We start from the raw sequence: 14,028 nt of genomic DNA, 5'->3' as shown, positions 1-14,028 counted from the left end.
AACAGGGCCATGTCTTGCGAGATGGCCCTGTCGGAGGGGGACGGCTGCCTAGCGGCGCGGCGGATTCGAGTAAATGTCCTGGCCCACTTCGTTGATCTGGCGGCGCAGGTCGCGCCGTTCGTCGGGCGTCATGCGGCCCGTGCGGCGCGAAGCATCGGCGCCTTCGTTGGCGCGGCGCTGCTCTTCGGCACGCGTGTCGAAACTGCGTGCGTCACGCTGTTCGCGCAGTCGCGTATCATTGCTGCTGGTGCGCTGTACCTGTTCATACCGCTGGGCCTGCATTTGCTGCTGGTCGTCACGGCGTGGCGGCGGCTGGTTTTGCGCTGACGCCAGGCTGGCGGCAAACACGGAGCAAACGGCAAATGCGGACAGCACAGTCGTACGTGCGGCAATAGCTGCGCTGGGAGCGGCGTGAATTTTTTTAGTAAAGATATTCATTGAGTTCCTCTTCCGCGATGCCGTATAAACTTAAAGCTGATTTCCACTGTGGCCCCAGTGTATGATGCTTTACACGGTGCAGTAAGAGTAATTGGGTAAAGTTTGTAACACTTTGTAATGGGTCGCCACAGCCCCTTGCCGACGCCGCGCGAGGCGTTACTATAGCAACTAATATAAGATAACACGACACCCTAAATGACCACAACCTCCACTTCCGGCAGCAATACAACAACGCAATCGATCCACGGCCACCAGGCAAAAATCATGGTGGTCGATGACGATGTGCGCCTGCGCGACCTGCTGCGCCGCTATCTGACCGAACAGGGCTTCAATGTCTTCACGGCAGAGAGCGCGACGGCCATGAACAAGCTGTGGCTGCGCGAACGCTACGACCTGCTGGTGCTCGACCTGATGCTGCCGGGCGAAGACGGCCTGTCGATCTGCCGCCGCCTGCGCGGCGCGGGCGACCAGACGCCGATCATCATGCTGACGGCCAAGGGCGAGGACGTGGACCGCATCGTGGGCCTGGAAATGGGCGCCGACGATTACCTGCCGAAACCGTTCAATCCGCGCGAGCTGGTGGCCCGCATCGGCGCCGTGCTGCGCCGCAAGGGTCCCGATGAAATCCCGGGCGCGCCGTCGGAAACGCCGCAAACCTTCGAGTTCGGCGACTTCGTGCTGGACCTGGGCACGCGTACCCTGAAAAAGAATGGCGAAACGGTGCCGCTGACGACCGGTGAATTTTCTGTGCTGAAAGTGTTTGCCCGCCATGCGCGCCAGCCGCTGTCACGCGAGAAACTGATGGAACTGGCGCGCGGCCGCGAATACGAAGTGTTCGACCGCAGCCTGGACGTGCAAATTTCGCGCCTGCGTAAACTCATCGAGCCAGATCCGTCGAGCCCGCTGTTCATCCAGACCGTGTGGGGCCTCGGCTACGTCTTCATCCCGGACGGACAGCCGCGCTGATCGCTGGCGAGGCATGATGAAGCTTTTTCCCGATATCAGCCTGGCGCGGCTGAAAAGCGGCTTGTTCTGGCGCACCTTTTTGCTGCTCGGCACCTTGACCACGGTCAGCATGATCGCCTGGTTCAGCATGATTTCCTTCATCCAGCGCGAGCCGCAGGCGCAGCAGATTTCCGCCCAGATCATTTCCGTCGTCACCATCACGCATGCGGCCTTGACGCACTCGGCTCCCGAGCTGCGGCGCGAGCTGCTGTTCGACCTTGTCAGCAATGAAGGCATCCGCATCTTCTCGCTGGAGGAGGACGACCGCATCGAGCCGCCGCCCGACAATTACCTGATGCCCGACATCGAGGCGCTGGTGAAGGCCAAGCTGGGCAAGGACACGCGCTTTTCCGCGCGCGTCAACGGCGTGGCCGGCTTCTGGGTCAGCTTCAAGATCGACGACGACGAGTACTGGCTGATGCTGGACCGCGAGCGCCTGCGCGGCCTGACGGGCTTCCAATGGCTGGGCTGGGCCAGCCTGGTGTCCCTGCTGTCCCTGCTGGGCGCGGCCATCATTTCCAGCCTGATCAATCTGCCGCTGTCGCGTCTGACGGCGGCCGCGCGCGACATCGCCAAGGGCAAGCAGCCGGCACCGCTGCCGGAAAAGGGCCCGATCGAAATCATCGAGGCGAACCGCAGCTTCAACCAGATGGTCGATGATCTGAAACAGGTGGAATCGGACCGCGCCGTGATTTTGGCCGGTATCTCGCACGACTTGCGCACGCCGCTGGCGCGCATGCAGCTGGAAGTGGAAATGGCGAACCTGTCGGACGAGGCGCGTGAAGGCATCCAGTCCGACATCGGGCAAATGGACGCCATCATCGGCCAGTTCCTCGACTATGCCAAGCCGACGGAAGCGTCGAGCTTTACGGACGTCGACCTCAGTGGCTTGCTGACTGACATGACGCGCGAAGCGATGCGCCTGCCGGACGTGAAGATCAACGCCAGCATCGCCGACGGCGCGCATGCGATGGGCAACCCCACCGACCTGCGCCGCGTGCTGAACAACCTGATCGAAAATGCGCGCCGCTATGGCAAGACGCCGGGCAGCGACGTGACGGAAATCGACATCGCCTGCCAGGTGCGCACCAGCCACGGCGCGAAAAAGGTGATCATCGAGGTACAGGACCATGGCACGGGCGTGCCGGCGGAAAAAATCGAGCAGCTGATGAAGCCGTTCACCCGCCTCGACACGGCGCGCGGGCAGGCAAACGGCGCCGGCCTGGGCCTGGCCATCGTCGACCGCGTGCTGCTGCGCCATGGCGCCGAATTGCAAGTGCGCAACCGCGAAGGCGGCGGCCTGGCGTTTCAGATCAGCTTGCCAGCGGCGTGACTTGACATGCCGGGGTCAGTCCCGTCGGGACTGGCCCCGTGTCATCAGGCCGACGCCTGCTCCTGCGCCAGCAATTTATTCATCAGCAATTCCGTCGCCCCGTAGCCGTACAGGGAATCGCTTTCCATGCCCGGCGTATCGAAGGGGATCGATTCTTCACGGTTCAGCTTGGCAGGGTCGGCGTCCGCATAGCTGGCGCGCCAGGCGCGCTGCAGGGATTCGTTGCGGCGGATAAAGGCCGGCATGGGCCAGGCGTCGCGCTCCCAGTGGAGGCTGTCACCCAGCAGGGGCCAGCGCTCGTTGAGCAGGGCCATGTCGCCCGTGCGCAGGCGGCGCACGGCCTGTTCCGGGCGCAAGCCTTCCAGCTCATCGAGCGTGGGCAGGCTGTCGCGCTTCGGCCCGAACATATACGCCAGCATGATGCGCCCGGCAGGCGCCCTGCGCGCCACCACGCCGACGGCATAGCCGCCGCCCGGCAAGGGCACGGCAAACCAGCTGCCTTCTCGGTATGGTAATGATTTCATTTCTTAAAGCCCCCTGGAATACACCGGACAGCCGCTGCTATCCGACGTTCAATTTAATTAGGGGCACAGTCTACGCGAAGCAAGGCGAAAGTGGCGCATGGTACGCCACAGCAACAAACCAATAGTTACAATATTTTCTCGTCATAGTGATACTGGGCAACTATCGGCCCCGCCTTGAACAGCGCTTCCTTCATGGCCGTGTCCAGGCGCGCATCGCGGCGGCGCATCCATTCAAGCAGCATGGCCGCTTCCTTGCGGCTGGTGTCGCCCGCATGCGCCAGCACGCGGCGCAGTTCCGGGTCCGTGCACGCCTCGAAGCGCTGACTGTTCAGGTCCAGCGCCTGCAGTGCGGCGATGGTGGCGCCGATGGCGCGGTGCATGTCGAGCGCGGTGGCCGGCAAGCCGGATTCTTCCAGTGGGACGTTGGTCATGCGCATTCCTTTTCGCGTGGTGGTGACATCGGCTGCATTCTCCACCGCGCGGACGAAAAGCTCAAGCGTCCACGACACGTTTCCACCTGTTCGGCCATAATCATGGCTCAGCAACAGCCTAAACCCAAGCGGCAGGAGCCCCATGTTCAATTTCGACTTTTACAATCCGACGCAAATCCTTTTCGGCCAGGGCCAGATCGCCGCCATCGCCAGCCTGATCCCGCCGCAGGCGCGGGTCCTGATGACCTACGGCGGCGGCAGCATCAAGCAGAACGGCGTCTACGATGAAGTCAAGGCGGCGCTGGCCGGCCATACGGTGCTGGAATTTGCCGGCATCGAACCCAATCCCAGCTATGAAACCCTGATGCAGGCCGTGGCCATGGTGAAAAGCGAGCGCATCGATTTCCTGCTGGCCGTCGGCGGCGGTTCCGTGGTCGATGGCACCAAGTTCATCGCCGCGGCCGCCCTGCACGAAGGCGTGGCGTGGGACATCCTGGCGAAAGGCGGCAAGATCGTCGAGGCCGCCCTGCCCTTCGGCACCGTATTGACCTTGCCGGCCACGGGTTCCGAAATGAATGGTTCGGCCGTGATCACGCGCAAGGCCACGCAGGAAAAGCGCTCGTTCATGAGCCGCAAGGTATATCCTAAATTCTCCGTGCTGGACCCGTCGAAAACGTTCACCTTGCCGCTGCGCCAGGTGGGCAATGGCGTCGTCGATGCGTTTGCGCATGTGATGGAACAGTATCTGACCTACCCTGTGAACGCATCCGTGCAGGACCGCTTCGCCGAAGGCATTTTATTGACCCTGATCGAGGAAGGCCCGAAGGCGCTGTCGCACCCGGACGACTACGACGTGCGCGCCAACGTGATGTGGAGCGCCACCCTGGCCTTGAACGGCCTGATCGGCGTGGGCGTGCCACAGGACTGGTCCACGCACGCCATCGGCCACGAATTGACGGCCTTGTACGAGCTTGACCATGCACAGACCCTGGCCATCATCCTGCCCAGCATGTTGCGCGTGCGCAAGCAGGCTAAGCGCGCCAAGCTGCTGCAGTACGCGGCCCGCGTCTGGGGCCTCGACGGCGGCGACGAGGATGGCCGCATCGAGGCGGCCATTGCGCGCACGGAATTCTTCTTCCGCCACATGGGCGTCAAGACGCGCCTGGCCGACTATGGCCTGAATCACGCCAGCGTGGACGCCGTCGTCTCCGCCCTCGAAGCGCACGGCATGACGGCGCTGGGCGAACAGCGTGAAGTGACGCCGACCGTCAGCCGCAAGGTGCTGGAACTCAGTTTATAGATTCCAGCTACACTGTTGTAAAACGGTCAGCCAGCGGGACAGCTGGCCGTGGTTCATGCTAAGCTGTCATTTCGCTAGGGGTCCTGGAGCAGTCATCCGGGTGAGAGATACCCTTCGTACCTGATCTGGATAATGCCAGCGAAGGAAAGCGCAAAGTACCTCCCTCCTTTGATAGCTCCTGCGTTGGCGCCAGCCGAACAAGCAGCCTGCCGTGCTCTTTACCGAGTCGGCTTGAACCACGAGCAATCTATGTCCACACCGAATTTATCTGTTTCTGTACTGACCCTGGCGATCCTGCACGCGTTTGCCGCACCCGCCCTGGCCGCAAATGACACCGCCGAAGCCGTAGACCCGCAGGCCCAAAGCATGGCCGAAGTCGTCGTCACGGCCAGCAAGGCGCCAGCCGCCAAGCGCGCCTCCGTGGGCGGTTTTTCCGACGCGCCGCTGCTGCAGACGCCGGCGTCCGTCACCGTCATTTCGCAAAAAGACATGCAGGACTTGCAAATTCGCAATCTCAGCGATGCCGTCAAGCTAGACACCAGCATCAATGACGCCTACAACGCCGTCGGCTATGCGGAACAATTTTCCATCCGCGGCTTCAAGCTCGACAACAATTCCAGCTACCGCAAGGATGGCGTGGCCATTCCCGGCGACACGCAAATTCCGCTGGAAAACAAGGAACGCATCGAAGTGCTGAAGGGCCTGGCCGGCTTGCAGGCAGGCGTGGCCGCGCCGGGCGGCGTGATCGACTTCATTGTCAAGCGCCCGACCGCCGCGCCATTGCGCACCGTCACCGTCGAAGCGCGCGAGCGGGGCACCCTGTATGGCGCCATCGACCTGGGCGGCCGCCTGGAAGACACGCGCTTCGGCTACCGCGTCAACGTGGCGGCCGAGCGCCTGCGCTCCTACATCAAGGGCGCCGACGGCAACCGCAAATTTATTTCCGGCGCCTTCGACTGGCAGATTTCGCCGCAGGCCCTGCTGCAACTCGATGCCGACTACCAGGACAAGGCGCAGGCGACGGCGCCCGGCTTCCAGCTGCTGAACAATACAACTTTGCCAACCGGCATCAGCGCCGATGCCATGCTCAACCTGCAGCCGTGGACGCGCCCCGTGGAAACCGTCACCAGCAATATCGGCCTGCGCTTCCAGTACGCCTTCAATGACGACTGGCACGCCACCCTGTCGGCCAACCAGCACTCGTTCAAGCGCGACGACTACACGGCCTTCCCGTACGGCTGCAGCGCACAAGACCTGTACCCGGGCTTTTGCGGCAATGGCGACTACGACGTGTATGACTACCGCAGCCTGGGCGAGACGAAAAAGCCGCTGAGCGCGCAAGCCATGATCCAGGGCAAGTTCGCCACCGGCTCGCTGCGCAATGAATTCACGGCCGGCGTCTCAACCTTCCGCCGCAAGGACCGCGCCGGCCTGTACGTGTACGACTGGGCTGGCGTGAGCAATATCTACCGCCCGCAGATCGTCGACATGTCGACAGGCGTGCAAGGCCCCGTGCGCCTGGTGCGCAAGGATACGGAAAACTCCGTCTTCGTGCAGGATATCGTCAGCCTGGCGCCAAATTGGAAGCTGCATGGCGGCTTGCGCCATATCAATGTCGATGGCTACCAGTATGTGCTGAAGGCCGACACGGAAATCCGCGCCAAGCACGATTTCCTGCTGCCCAACGTTTCGCTCGTCTACACCCCGCTTGACAATCTGTCCGTGTATGCGGCCTATTCGCAGGGCATGGAACATGGCGGCACGGCCGACCGCAAGGCGGAGAACGCCAACGTGGAATTGTCGCCCAGCCGTTCGAAGCAAATCGAACTCGGCGTGAAAATGGATGTGACGCCGGACTTCATGGTGGCGGCCAGCCTGTTCCAGATCCGCAAGGGCCTGGAATTCAACCAGCCGCTGGAATTGCAGCCAAAAAAATATAACTTCGTGCGCGAAGGCCAGGCCCAGCACCGTGGCCTGGAATTGTCGGCCCAGGGCAAGGCATCGTCCAACCTGAGCCTGGGCGCTTCCGTGACGGCCCTGAACAGCCAGCAGTCAGGCACGGGCAATGCGGACCTCGACGGCAAGCGCGTGCCCAACGTGCCGGCCTTCAAGGCGGCCGTGCATGCGGACTACGCCGTGCAACAGGTGGCGGGCTTGAGCGTGAATGGCAGCTGGGAATTTGCGGGCAAGAAAGCGTTTGAGTACAACAACACGACCTTCGTGCCGTCGTACAACGTGTTCAACCTGGGCGCCGCCTGGGCCACGCGCATCGCCGGCACGCGCGCCGTGCTGCGCGCCAGCGTCAACAACGTGGCGGACAAGTTCTACTGGCGCGACGTGACGCCGGAATCGGACGGCTATCTGTATCCGGGCGCCAGCCGCACGTTCAAGGTTTCGGCGCAGTTTGATTTTTAATTGAGGGAAATAGCAGGCGCTGCAGCGAGCGCCTGCCGCAGCAAGGGCGCCGCCTGTTCCAGGCGCGCCTCCAGGCTGTCGTGCAGCACGTGGTAGGCGATGCCGCGCGCGTCGAGCTCGTCGATCAGGTAGCGGTAGATCAGCTGGCGCACGGCTTCCGACTCGCGCTGCAAGCCGTCGGCCACCCAGGGACTGTCGGGCGCCGTCACCAGGGTCAGATCGTACTTCGTGGCATCGGCCAGCGCCGCCAGCGGCGCATCGGCGCCATGGAAATAATGGCGGCTGTAGACCACCGTCATCAACGGCGTCGTATCGCAAAACAGGAAGTGACGGGCTTGCGCGGCGGCTGCCGCTTCGCGCTCAACTTGCGTGCGAGCAATGCCATACTGGTCGGCCGCAACGGGCACCCTGCCCTGCGTCTCGACGAATTCGCGCAAGTATTCCGGTACCCAGACGCTGCCGTAGCGCTCGGCCAGGGCGGCCGCCAGGGTCGACTTGCCCGACGATTCCGCGCCCAGGATGGCCACGCGCACGCAGTGGCCCATCACTTGAGGACCATCGCGCCGGGGGCGGCCGGGGCGGATTTTTTCCACGCCAGCAAGCCGATGATGGCCATCACGACGAAGAAGGCGTACAGCAAGGCCGTCAGGGTCAGGCCCTTGTGCAGGTACAGCCACACATACAGCACGTCGACGACGATCCAGGCGATCCAGTTTTCCAGTTTCTTGCGCGACAGCAGGAATTGCCCCACCAGGCTGCCTGCCGTGAGGAAACCATCCGCATGGGGCACGTCCGTGTCCGTCGTCGTCAGCAGCCAGGCGATCAGCAGGAAGCCGACCAGCCAGCCTGCGGCGCAAGCCATCCAGCCGCGGCCATCGAGGCGCGTGACGGGCAGGGTCTTGCCGCCGCTGGCCGGATGCAGCCACTGGTACCAGCCCCAGAACGAGACGCTGATGAACAGCAGCTGCAAGGCCATGTCGCCATACAGGCGCGACTCGAAAAACACGAAACCGTAGGCGGCCGAGGAAATGATGGCGAACAGCCACGCCCAGTGATTCTGGCGGATGTTCAGCGCAACGGTTGTCAGTGCCAGGACAAAGGAAATCAGTTCAAGCGGCGTGGTGGCAAAACCCAGCAGGAGAAGCGTATCGTTCATGGGAATCGTGATGAGGCTGGTGGTGCAGTATGCAATACCAGCCCTGAATAAGCAAGATTGCCTGCTCAGTGCGCTTAGGCGAAGCCGCCCTTGACGGCGCGCGCCAGCGAACGCTGCACGATCAGCTTGTGGAAAGGCCGGATCACCAGAATGTAGGCGCGCCCCACCCCATTATGGCAATGCACGACGCTGGACATGGTGACGCTGCCATGCGGTCCCGCATCGCGGTTGCGCAGCACCGACAGGCGGAAATCCAGGTGGCTGTCATCCTCGCCCACGATGATTTCATCGTCACTGACGGCAAAGATGCGGAAGATACCGATGCGCTTGCCTGGCCGGGCTTCCATCTGCCTGGCCGTGCGGATGCCGAAGCGCGCCACGATGGCGTCGCGCACCACCATCAGCTTGCGCGCCCAGCCCGGCTGGCTGCCCAGCAGCACGCGCGCCAGGCTTTCCATGTCCATCTGGCGCGCCTGCGCGGTCGGCAGGTCGACGGCATACGCGTCGGCCAGGTTGCTGCCTGGGTACAGGGGGGCGATGCTGGCGCCGGGCGGCAAGGCCACGGCGCGTACAGCGTTGTTCATCTCTTGCATGTGCTCTCCATGTGTTCAGTGATAACATGAGCATCATACACGACAATGTGAACAGCGATAACATAGCATGACAAGCACAAGTACTTACCATCACGGCAACCTGCGCGACACCTTGGTCGCCGCCACCATCGCGCAACTGGCGCAGCAGCACGACGCCACCCTATCGCTGCGCGAACTGGCGCGCACGGTGGGCGTGTCGATCGCCGCCGTGTACCGTCACTTTCCCAGCAAGGAAGCCTTGCTGGCCGACGTGGCGGCGGCCGGTTTCGCCAGCCTGATCGCCAAGTGGGAGGCAGAACTGCCGCCGCCGGGCAGCCTGCCCTCCGAACAACGTTTCCAGCTGCTGGGCCAGCAATATATCGAATTCGCCCTGGCTGCACCGGCCCACTACCGGCTGATGTTCGAACACCAGGACGTGCGCCAGTTCCCCGCCCTGCTGGAAGCGGCGCAGGCGTGCTTCCAGTACGTGCTGCAGACGGCCGGCGCCGCCGTGTGCGAAGCGGGCCTCGATGCGCGCTGGGACAAGGCCGCCGCCAGCGCCGGCTGGTCGCTGGGCCACGGCTACGTGATGCTGCTGCTGAGCGGCCGCCTGGCCATGGCGGACGGCGGCGACGATCTATCGCCCGCGATGGTGCCGCGCTTTTTCCAGTTGCCGGTGGAGGCACTGCGGCAAGCGCATCAGCAAGCGGGAGAACAGCAGTGACGACCATCGCCAGATGCGCCGGCTGACCATGCAACATCCCATGGAACCATCCACCGTTCCGGGCACCGAGGGCTATGCAGAAAATGCAGGGCAGCTCATCGCCCGATACGAAAGCGTTGCCTTCCTGGAGAAGTACCGCCCCGTTGTTCATCTCTTGCCGACGCGAGCATGCAGTGTGCTCGACATCGGCGCCGGGACAGGCGGCGACGCGGCGTGCCTGGCAAGCCTGGGGCACACAGTGATCGCGCTTGAGCCCGTTGCCGCCTTCCGCGAAGCAGGCATGAAGGCGCATGCCCCGGCCAACATCGAATGGGTGAACGATAGTCTGCCCTCCCTGTCTGCGATAGGCGCGCGCCAAACCGGGTATGACCTGATTGTCGTTGCGGCCGTCTGGATGCATCTGGCAGCGGAAGAAAGAATGGAGGCGATGGGCAATATCAGCACATTACTCAAGCCCGGCGCAATACTCGTCATCTCCTGAGGCATGGACCAGCCCCTGAAGGCCGTCGCATCTTTGATGTATCTGCCAATGAAACGGCAGAGCTCGCGATGCGACATCAGCTCAAAGTGATACTGAATACGCCGGCGCCGTCCGTTCAGCCGCAAAATCGCCAGGCGGGAGTAAGCTGGTCCTGGCTTGTTTTTGAGAAATGATTCAAGCTGAAGCAGCATGCGCCAGGGAGCTGGCACGGCGCGCAGTCAGCCGAATCTAGCCATTATTTTTGAAACGTCATCAATTTATGCACAATATATCGATACACACGCTCTCCGTGATTGCCAGGCAATGCATTGCGCTCACGTGCCTGCAACGCTTTTGCCAGCAGCATGCCCTTCACCATCCGGCCCTGTCCGCATTCACCGAACACGTGTGGAAAGTGGCGCAGGTCGCGCCTGGGGATTTTGCAGCCTGGGAACGCGGCTTTGCTTCCCTGGCTGTGAACGGCATGGGCGATCCCTGGCCGGACGACCTCCGCATGGCATTGCCGGGCCACCTGCTAGGCACACTGGAGGAACTTGTTCAGCATGTGCTGGAAACGAGCGCCTGTAGCTGGTATGGCGACGACCTTCCGGCCAGCCAGCTGCAGCTGGAAGCCGTCCTTGATATCTGTGCCAGGCATGACGTGGCCGTGCCGCAGCTTGCGCACTATGCACAGCACGATGCGGCGCTGCGCGGCGGCTGGGGGCCGGTGCTCACAGACGCGGAAGTCAGGGCCTGGAAAGCCCTGATATAGCAGTCAGCCCGTCATGCATGGCTGCTCAATGCCGCCAGCCGCACCTGGTCGAGCAGGCGCTCCTCTTCATCCGTATCGGCATCGACTTGCGTGACCACGGTCCAGAATCGCGCACAGGTCTTGATTTGCTCGAAAGCATGGCTCGTTTCAAGCCGCACCATCGTTTTCCTCAGGCTGTGCAGATAGCCCTCTTCGATAGCGTCGAGCTGCTCGTCCCCGGCAGCGTCGAACAGCTCGCTCAGCGCAGCTTCGATGCTGGCATGGCCCTCTTCCCACAGCTGGCCGATTGCCGGCACGTCGACTTCCATGCACTCGTTCGACCAGTCCGGAGGGTAAGCATCGTGTTCCTTGTTGTCGGGATCGGTGTCAAAGCTCAGCGAAAGGGACGGGAATGAAACGGCGTTGAAGGCAAAGGCTGAAAATGCCTGATCCTTGAATGGGGAGGCGCCCAGCACTGCCAGCGATGCGCTGGCTAGCTTGAACCAGGTTTCTTCGACAGCGTATGCCGTTTCAAACGTTTGCCAGTCAAGTGGTGAAGCGGGAGTCAGGGGCATGGCGGGCCTGTCGGAAAAGAATAAAGAGGGATAGGAATTATACGTGGCGCCGCCGCAAAAAAGCCGCATCGGCCGTGCGGCGGATGCGGCTTTGCGCTAGCGCAAAGTCAAGCTTACTTCTTCGCAGCTTTCGCTGGCTTCGGATACTTGATCGTCATTTCCTGCAGCAAATTATCCGCGTGGTCCACTTCCTTCATCACCCACAGCATGTAGCGGATGTCGAGGTGGATGGCGCGCGTGATGGCTGTGTCGAAGTACCAGTCCTTGGTGATCGATTCATACGTCGAATCGAAGTTCAGGCCGATCAGTTCGCCACGCTTGTTCATCACGGCCGAGCCGGAATTGCCGCCCGTGGTGTCGGCGCTGGTGAGGAAGTTGACGGGTACCGTGCCCAGGGCCGGATCGCGGAACTGGCCGTAGCGTTTTTGCTTGACGGCGTCGATCAAGCCTTGCGGGGCTTCGAACGGGGCCTTGCCCGTGACTTTCTCGACGATGCCTTCCACGGTCGTGAACGGTCCCTTGCTGAGACCGTCGCGCGGCGAGTACGGCGAGACCGTGCCGTAGGTGACGCGCAGGGTCGAGTTGGCGTCAGGATAGACGGGCTTGCCTTGCGATTTCTTCCACGCGATCACGGCTTGCATGTATTGCGGAATCACGCGTTCGAGGTTGCCGTCGATTTCCTTGCGGCGCTCTTCCAGCGCCGCCTCGACCGGCTGCAGCTTGATGGCCAGCGCCATGAAGGCGTCGTCGGACTGGGCAACGGCGGCCTGGTCCTTTTCCAGCCAGGCCAGACGCTTGGCCGTGTCAGCCAGCTGCGTCTGCTGGTACAGGGCCGCCACGGCGCCTGGGGCCGGCAGCAGCGCGTCCAGGCCTTGCGGATGGCTCTTCGCCGCCAGTTGCGCGTAACGCTTCAGGCCAGCTTCAAAACGTGCTTGGTCGACCTTGTTGACGTACGACTGCTCCAGGCGGGTCAGGCGGGCCTTGATGAAGGCCAGGTCGCGCTGCTGGAAGCCCGATTCGCGCTCGGCATCCGCTTTCTGGCGCTCCAGCGACAAACGGTAGAGGGTGCGCGCGCTTTTCAGCAAGTCGCTGTTGGTGGCCACGCTCCAGGCGAACTCTTCTTCGCTGAGGGCCATGTCGCTGGCGATGGCCGCGTCCAGTTCGGCCAGCAGGGTAGGCGACACGTTCGGCTGCTTGGCGTACCAGGCGCGGAACTCGGCATCCTGCACATCCTTGATGGCGGCGATATCCTTGCGCGCGAAACCGTCGAGCAAGCCCTGGGTTTTCTTCAGCACGTTGTTGATGCTTTTCACGACACTCGCATAGCGCACGGCAGCGGCCGCGTCGCCATTCGTCACGTCAGCCATCACGGCCAGGTCGGCTTGCAGTTCCGACACTTTCAGGGGGAAGGCCGTATCGCGCGCGAAACGGATTTCCGCCGGCAGCTTGTAGCGGCTGGTACGGCCGGGGTAGCCCGCCAGCAAGATGCCGTCACCGGCTTTCAAGCCTTCGGCCGAGACCACCAGGAAATCCTTCGATTTGTACGGCACGTTGTCGGGCGACGGGTCGGCCGGACGGCCATCCTTGCCCACGTAGGCGCGCAGGAACGAGTAATCGCCCGTATGGCGCGGCCATTCGTAGTTGTCGATGTCGCCGCCGAAGTTGCCGATCTTGTCCGATGGCGCGTACACGAGGCGCACGTCGCGTATCATCATCTGGCGGATGCGGTAGTACTCGAGGCCGCGGTGGAAGGCGGGCACGGAGCAGCGGTACATCTTGTCCGTTTCGCATTCGGCGATCAGGTCCTTGACGCGCTTTTCCACGGCTTCGTGGCGCGCGCGGCCGCTCATGTCGTCCGTCAAGCCTTTCAGCACGCGCTCGCTGACGTTTTCCACTTTGTCCGTCACATACACGAGGCTGTTCGGACCGCCCGGCAGCTCTGCGGCGCGCGTCTTGGCCAGGAAGCCGTTGGTGATGTAATTGTGTTCCGGCGTGGAATTGCGCTGCACGGCGCCATACGCGCAATGGTGGTTCGTCACCACCAGGCCGGCGTCGGAAACGAAAGCGGCCGAGCAGCCGCCCAGCGACACGATGGCGCTCATCGGGTGCTTGCTCAGGTCAGCCAGTTTTTCTGCAGGAATTTCGATGCCGACCCGTTTCAGTTCGGCTTTCAGCTGTGGCAGCTGGTGTGGTTGCCACTGCCCTTCGTCGGCGTGTGCGCCGGCGAACGCGCCCATCAAGGCGACTGGTAAAACGATTGTCTTGAACAAGATTTGCTCCTCCATAAAAAGCAGGCGAAAGTATAGCCTGTCCAGCCGGCATGAGTCGGCAAAAATTAACCCAT

General features: G+C 62.5%; 15 protein-coding genes and 1 riboswitch. Of the genes, 7 read left to right on the top strand and 8 right to left on the bottom strand.

Going from position 1 to position 14,028, the window contains the following annotated elements; genetic code table 11:
* Window positions 1–48: 48 nt before the first annotated feature.
* Window positions 49–438, bottom strand: coding sequence for a hypothetical protein (locus SJI03_RS19715; RefSeq protein WP_099378341.1), 390 nt, complete (start codon window positions 436–438; stop codon window positions 49–51).
* A gap of 264 nt (window positions 439–702) precedes the next feature.
* Between SJI03_RS19715 and ompR the strand changes: the two genes are divergently transcribed.
* Both ompR and SJI03_RS19705 read left to right on the top strand, forming a co-directional pair.
* Window positions 703–1,404, top strand: a complete 702-nt coding sequence (ompR, locus tag SJI03_RS19710) for a two-component system response regulator OmpR (RefSeq protein WP_223278807.1) — start codon at window positions 703–705, stop codon at window positions 1,402–1,404.
* A 13-nt stretch (window positions 1,405–1,417) separates the two neighbouring features.
* Window positions 1,418–2,776, top strand: coding sequence for a sensor histidine kinase (locus tag SJI03_RS19705; protein WP_322428297.1), 1,359 nt, complete (start codon window positions 1,418–1,420; stop codon window positions 2,774–2,776).
* Window positions 2,777–2,820: 44 nt separating this feature from the next.
* Here the strand turns inward: SJI03_RS19705 and SJI03_RS19700 are convergent, their stop codons facing one another.
* Together SJI03_RS19700 and SJI03_RS19695 are read right to left on the bottom strand one after the other, a co-directional pair.
* Window positions 2,821–3,300 carry an Imm26 family immunity protein gene (locus tag SJI03_RS19700; protein ID WP_099378339.1) on the bottom strand — a complete coding sequence of 160 codons (480 nt, stop codon included), beginning with the start codon at window positions 3,298–3,300 and terminating at the stop codon, window positions 2,821–2,823.
* 125 nt (window positions 3,301–3,425) lie between these two features.
* Window positions 3,426–3,731: a hypothetical protein gene (locus tag SJI03_RS19695; RefSeq protein WP_035827789.1), complete on the bottom strand. Its 306-nt coding sequence runs from the start codon at window positions 3,729–3,731 to the stop codon at window positions 3,426–3,428.
* Between the two features lie 142 nt (window positions 3,732–3,873).
* On the opposite strand from SJI03_RS19695, the gene SJI03_RS19690 reads away from it, so the two are divergent.
* Both SJI03_RS19690 and SJI03_RS19685 read left to right on the top strand, forming a co-directional pair.
* Complete coding sequence (locus tag SJI03_RS19690; RefSeq protein WP_322428296.1) at window positions 3,874–5,031, top strand: iron-containing alcohol dehydrogenase; 1,158 nt, start codon at window positions 3,874–3,876, stop codon at window positions 5,029–5,031.
* Between the two features lie 66 nt (window positions 5,032–5,097).
* Window positions 5,098–5,195, top strand: a riboswitch (TPP riboswitch).
* Between the two features lie 85 nt (window positions 5,196–5,280).
* Entirely contained in the window at window positions 5,281–7,446 is a 2,166-nt protein-coding gene (locus SJI03_RS19685) for a TonB-dependent siderophore receptor (RefSeq protein ID WP_322428295.1), read from the top strand.
* On the opposite strand, the gene SJI03_RS19680 is transcribed toward SJI03_RS19685, so the two are convergent.
* The 3 genes from SJI03_RS19680 to SJI03_RS19670 form a co-directional block, all read right to left on the bottom strand.
* Complete coding sequence (locus SJI03_RS19680) at window positions 7,443–7,991, bottom strand: ATP-binding protein (RefSeq protein WP_322428353.1); 549 nt, start codon at window positions 7,989–7,991, stop codon at window positions 7,443–7,445. The two genes, SJI03_RS19685 and SJI03_RS19680, sit on opposite strands and share 4 nt — an antisense overlap.
* On the bottom strand, window positions 7,991–8,602 hold the full coding sequence (gene pnuC, locus SJI03_RS19675; RefSeq protein WP_322428294.1) for a nicotinamide riboside transporter PnuC: 612 nt from the start codon (window positions 8,600–8,602) through the stop codon (window positions 7,991–7,993). The genes SJI03_RS19680 and pnuC overlap by 1 nt, the downstream gene beginning before the upstream one ends.
* A gap of 74 nt (window positions 8,603–8,676) precedes the next feature.
* Window positions 8,677–9,195 carry a DUF2867 domain-containing protein gene (locus SJI03_RS19670; RefSeq protein ID WP_322428293.1) on the bottom strand — a complete coding sequence of 173 codons (519 nt, stop codon included), beginning with the start codon at window positions 9,193–9,195 and terminating at the stop codon, window positions 8,677–8,679.
* A 67-nt stretch (window positions 9,196–9,262) separates the two neighbouring features.
* On the opposite strand from SJI03_RS19670, the gene SJI03_RS19665 reads away from it, so the two are divergent.
* The 3 genes from SJI03_RS19665 to SJI03_RS19655 all read left to right on the top strand — a co-directional run bounded on the left by SJI03_RS19665 (window position 9,263) and on the right by SJI03_RS19655 (window position 11,130).
* Complete coding sequence (locus tag SJI03_RS19665; protein ID WP_322428292.1) at window positions 9,263–9,898, top strand: TetR/AcrR family transcriptional regulator; 636 nt, start codon at window positions 9,263–9,265, stop codon at window positions 9,896–9,898.
* Window positions 9,899–9,938: 40 nt separating this feature from the next.
* Complete coding sequence (locus SJI03_RS19660; protein ID WP_322428291.1) at window positions 9,939–10,379, top strand: class I SAM-dependent methyltransferase; 441 nt, start codon at window positions 9,939–9,941, stop codon at window positions 10,377–10,379.
* A gap of 241 nt (window positions 10,380–10,620) precedes the next feature.
* The gene (locus SJI03_RS19655) at window positions 10,621–11,130 is read left to right on the top strand and encodes a hypothetical protein (RefSeq protein WP_322428290.1); all 510 of its coding nucleotides are present in this window, start codon (window positions 10,621–10,623) and stop codon (window positions 11,128–11,130) included.
* A gap of 11 nt (window positions 11,131–11,141) precedes the next feature.
* Here the strand turns inward: SJI03_RS19655 and SJI03_RS19650 are convergent, their stop codons facing one another.
* A complete protein-coding gene (locus SJI03_RS19650) occupies window positions 11,142–11,684 on the bottom strand; it encodes a hypothetical protein (protein ID WP_322428289.1) in 543 nt (180 codons plus the stop codon).
* 113 nt (window positions 11,685–11,797) lie between these two features.
* Window positions 11,798–13,954: a S46 family peptidase gene (locus SJI03_RS19645; RefSeq protein WP_416208771.1), complete on the bottom strand. Its 2,157-nt coding sequence runs from the start codon at window positions 13,952–13,954 to the stop codon at window positions 11,798–11,800.
* Window positions 13,955–14,028: the final 74 nt, after the last annotated feature.

This window comes from Janthinobacterium sp. GMG1, assembly GCF_034427795.1.
In the GTDB taxonomy this organism is placed as follows: Bacteria; Pseudomonadota; Gammaproteobacteria; order Burkholderiales; family Burkholderiaceae_D; genus Janthinobacterium.
This window is presented reverse-complemented; position numbering and strand designations above follow the sequence as displayed.

Coding starts and splice junctions, on each gene's coding strand:
- SJI03_RS19715 (WP_099378341.1), bottom strand. CDS start 438: ATGAATATCTTTACTAAAAAAATTCACGCCGCTCCCAGCGCAGCTATT.
- ompR (WP_223278807.1), top strand. CDS start 703: ATGGTGGTCGATGACGATGTGCGCCTGCGCGACCTGCTGCGCCGCTAT.
- SJI03_RS19705 (WP_322428297.1), top strand. CDS start 1,418: ATGATGAAGCTTTTTCCCGATATCAGCCTGGCGCGGCTGAAAAGCGGC.
- SJI03_RS19700 (WP_099378339.1), bottom strand. CDS start 3,300: ATGAAATCATTACCATACCGAGAAGGCAGCTGGTTTGCCGTGCCCTTG.
- SJI03_RS19695 (WP_035827789.1), bottom strand. CDS start 3,731: ATGACCAACGTCCCACTGGAAGAATCCGGCTTGCCGGCCACCGCGCTC.
- SJI03_RS19690 (WP_322428296.1), top strand. CDS start 3,874: ATGTTCAATTTCGACTTTTACAATCCGACGCAAATCCTTTTCGGCCAG.
- SJI03_RS19685 (WP_322428295.1), top strand. CDS start 5,281: ATGTCCACACCGAATTTATCTGTTTCTGTACTGACCCTGGCGATCCTG.
- SJI03_RS19680 (WP_322428353.1), bottom strand. CDS start 7,991: ATGGGCCACTGCGTGCGCGTGGCCATCCTGGGCGCGGAATCGTCGGGC.
- pnuC (WP_322428294.1), bottom strand. CDS start 8,602: ATGAACGATACGCTTCTCCTGCTGGGTTTTGCCACCACGCCGCTTGAA.
- SJI03_RS19670 (WP_322428293.1), bottom strand. CDS start 9,195: ATGCAAGAGATGAACAACGCTGTACGCGCCGTGGCCTTGCCGCCCGGC.
- SJI03_RS19665 (WP_322428292.1), top strand. CDS start 9,263: ATGACAAGCACAAGTACTTACCATCACGGCAACCTGCGCGACACCTTG.
- SJI03_RS19660 (WP_322428291.1), top strand. CDS start 9,939: ATGGAACCATCCACCGTTCCGGGCACCGAGGGCTATGCAGAAAATGCA.
- SJI03_RS19650 (WP_322428289.1), bottom strand. CDS start 11,684: ATGCCCCTGACTCCCGCTTCACCACTTGACTGGCAAACGTTTGAAACG.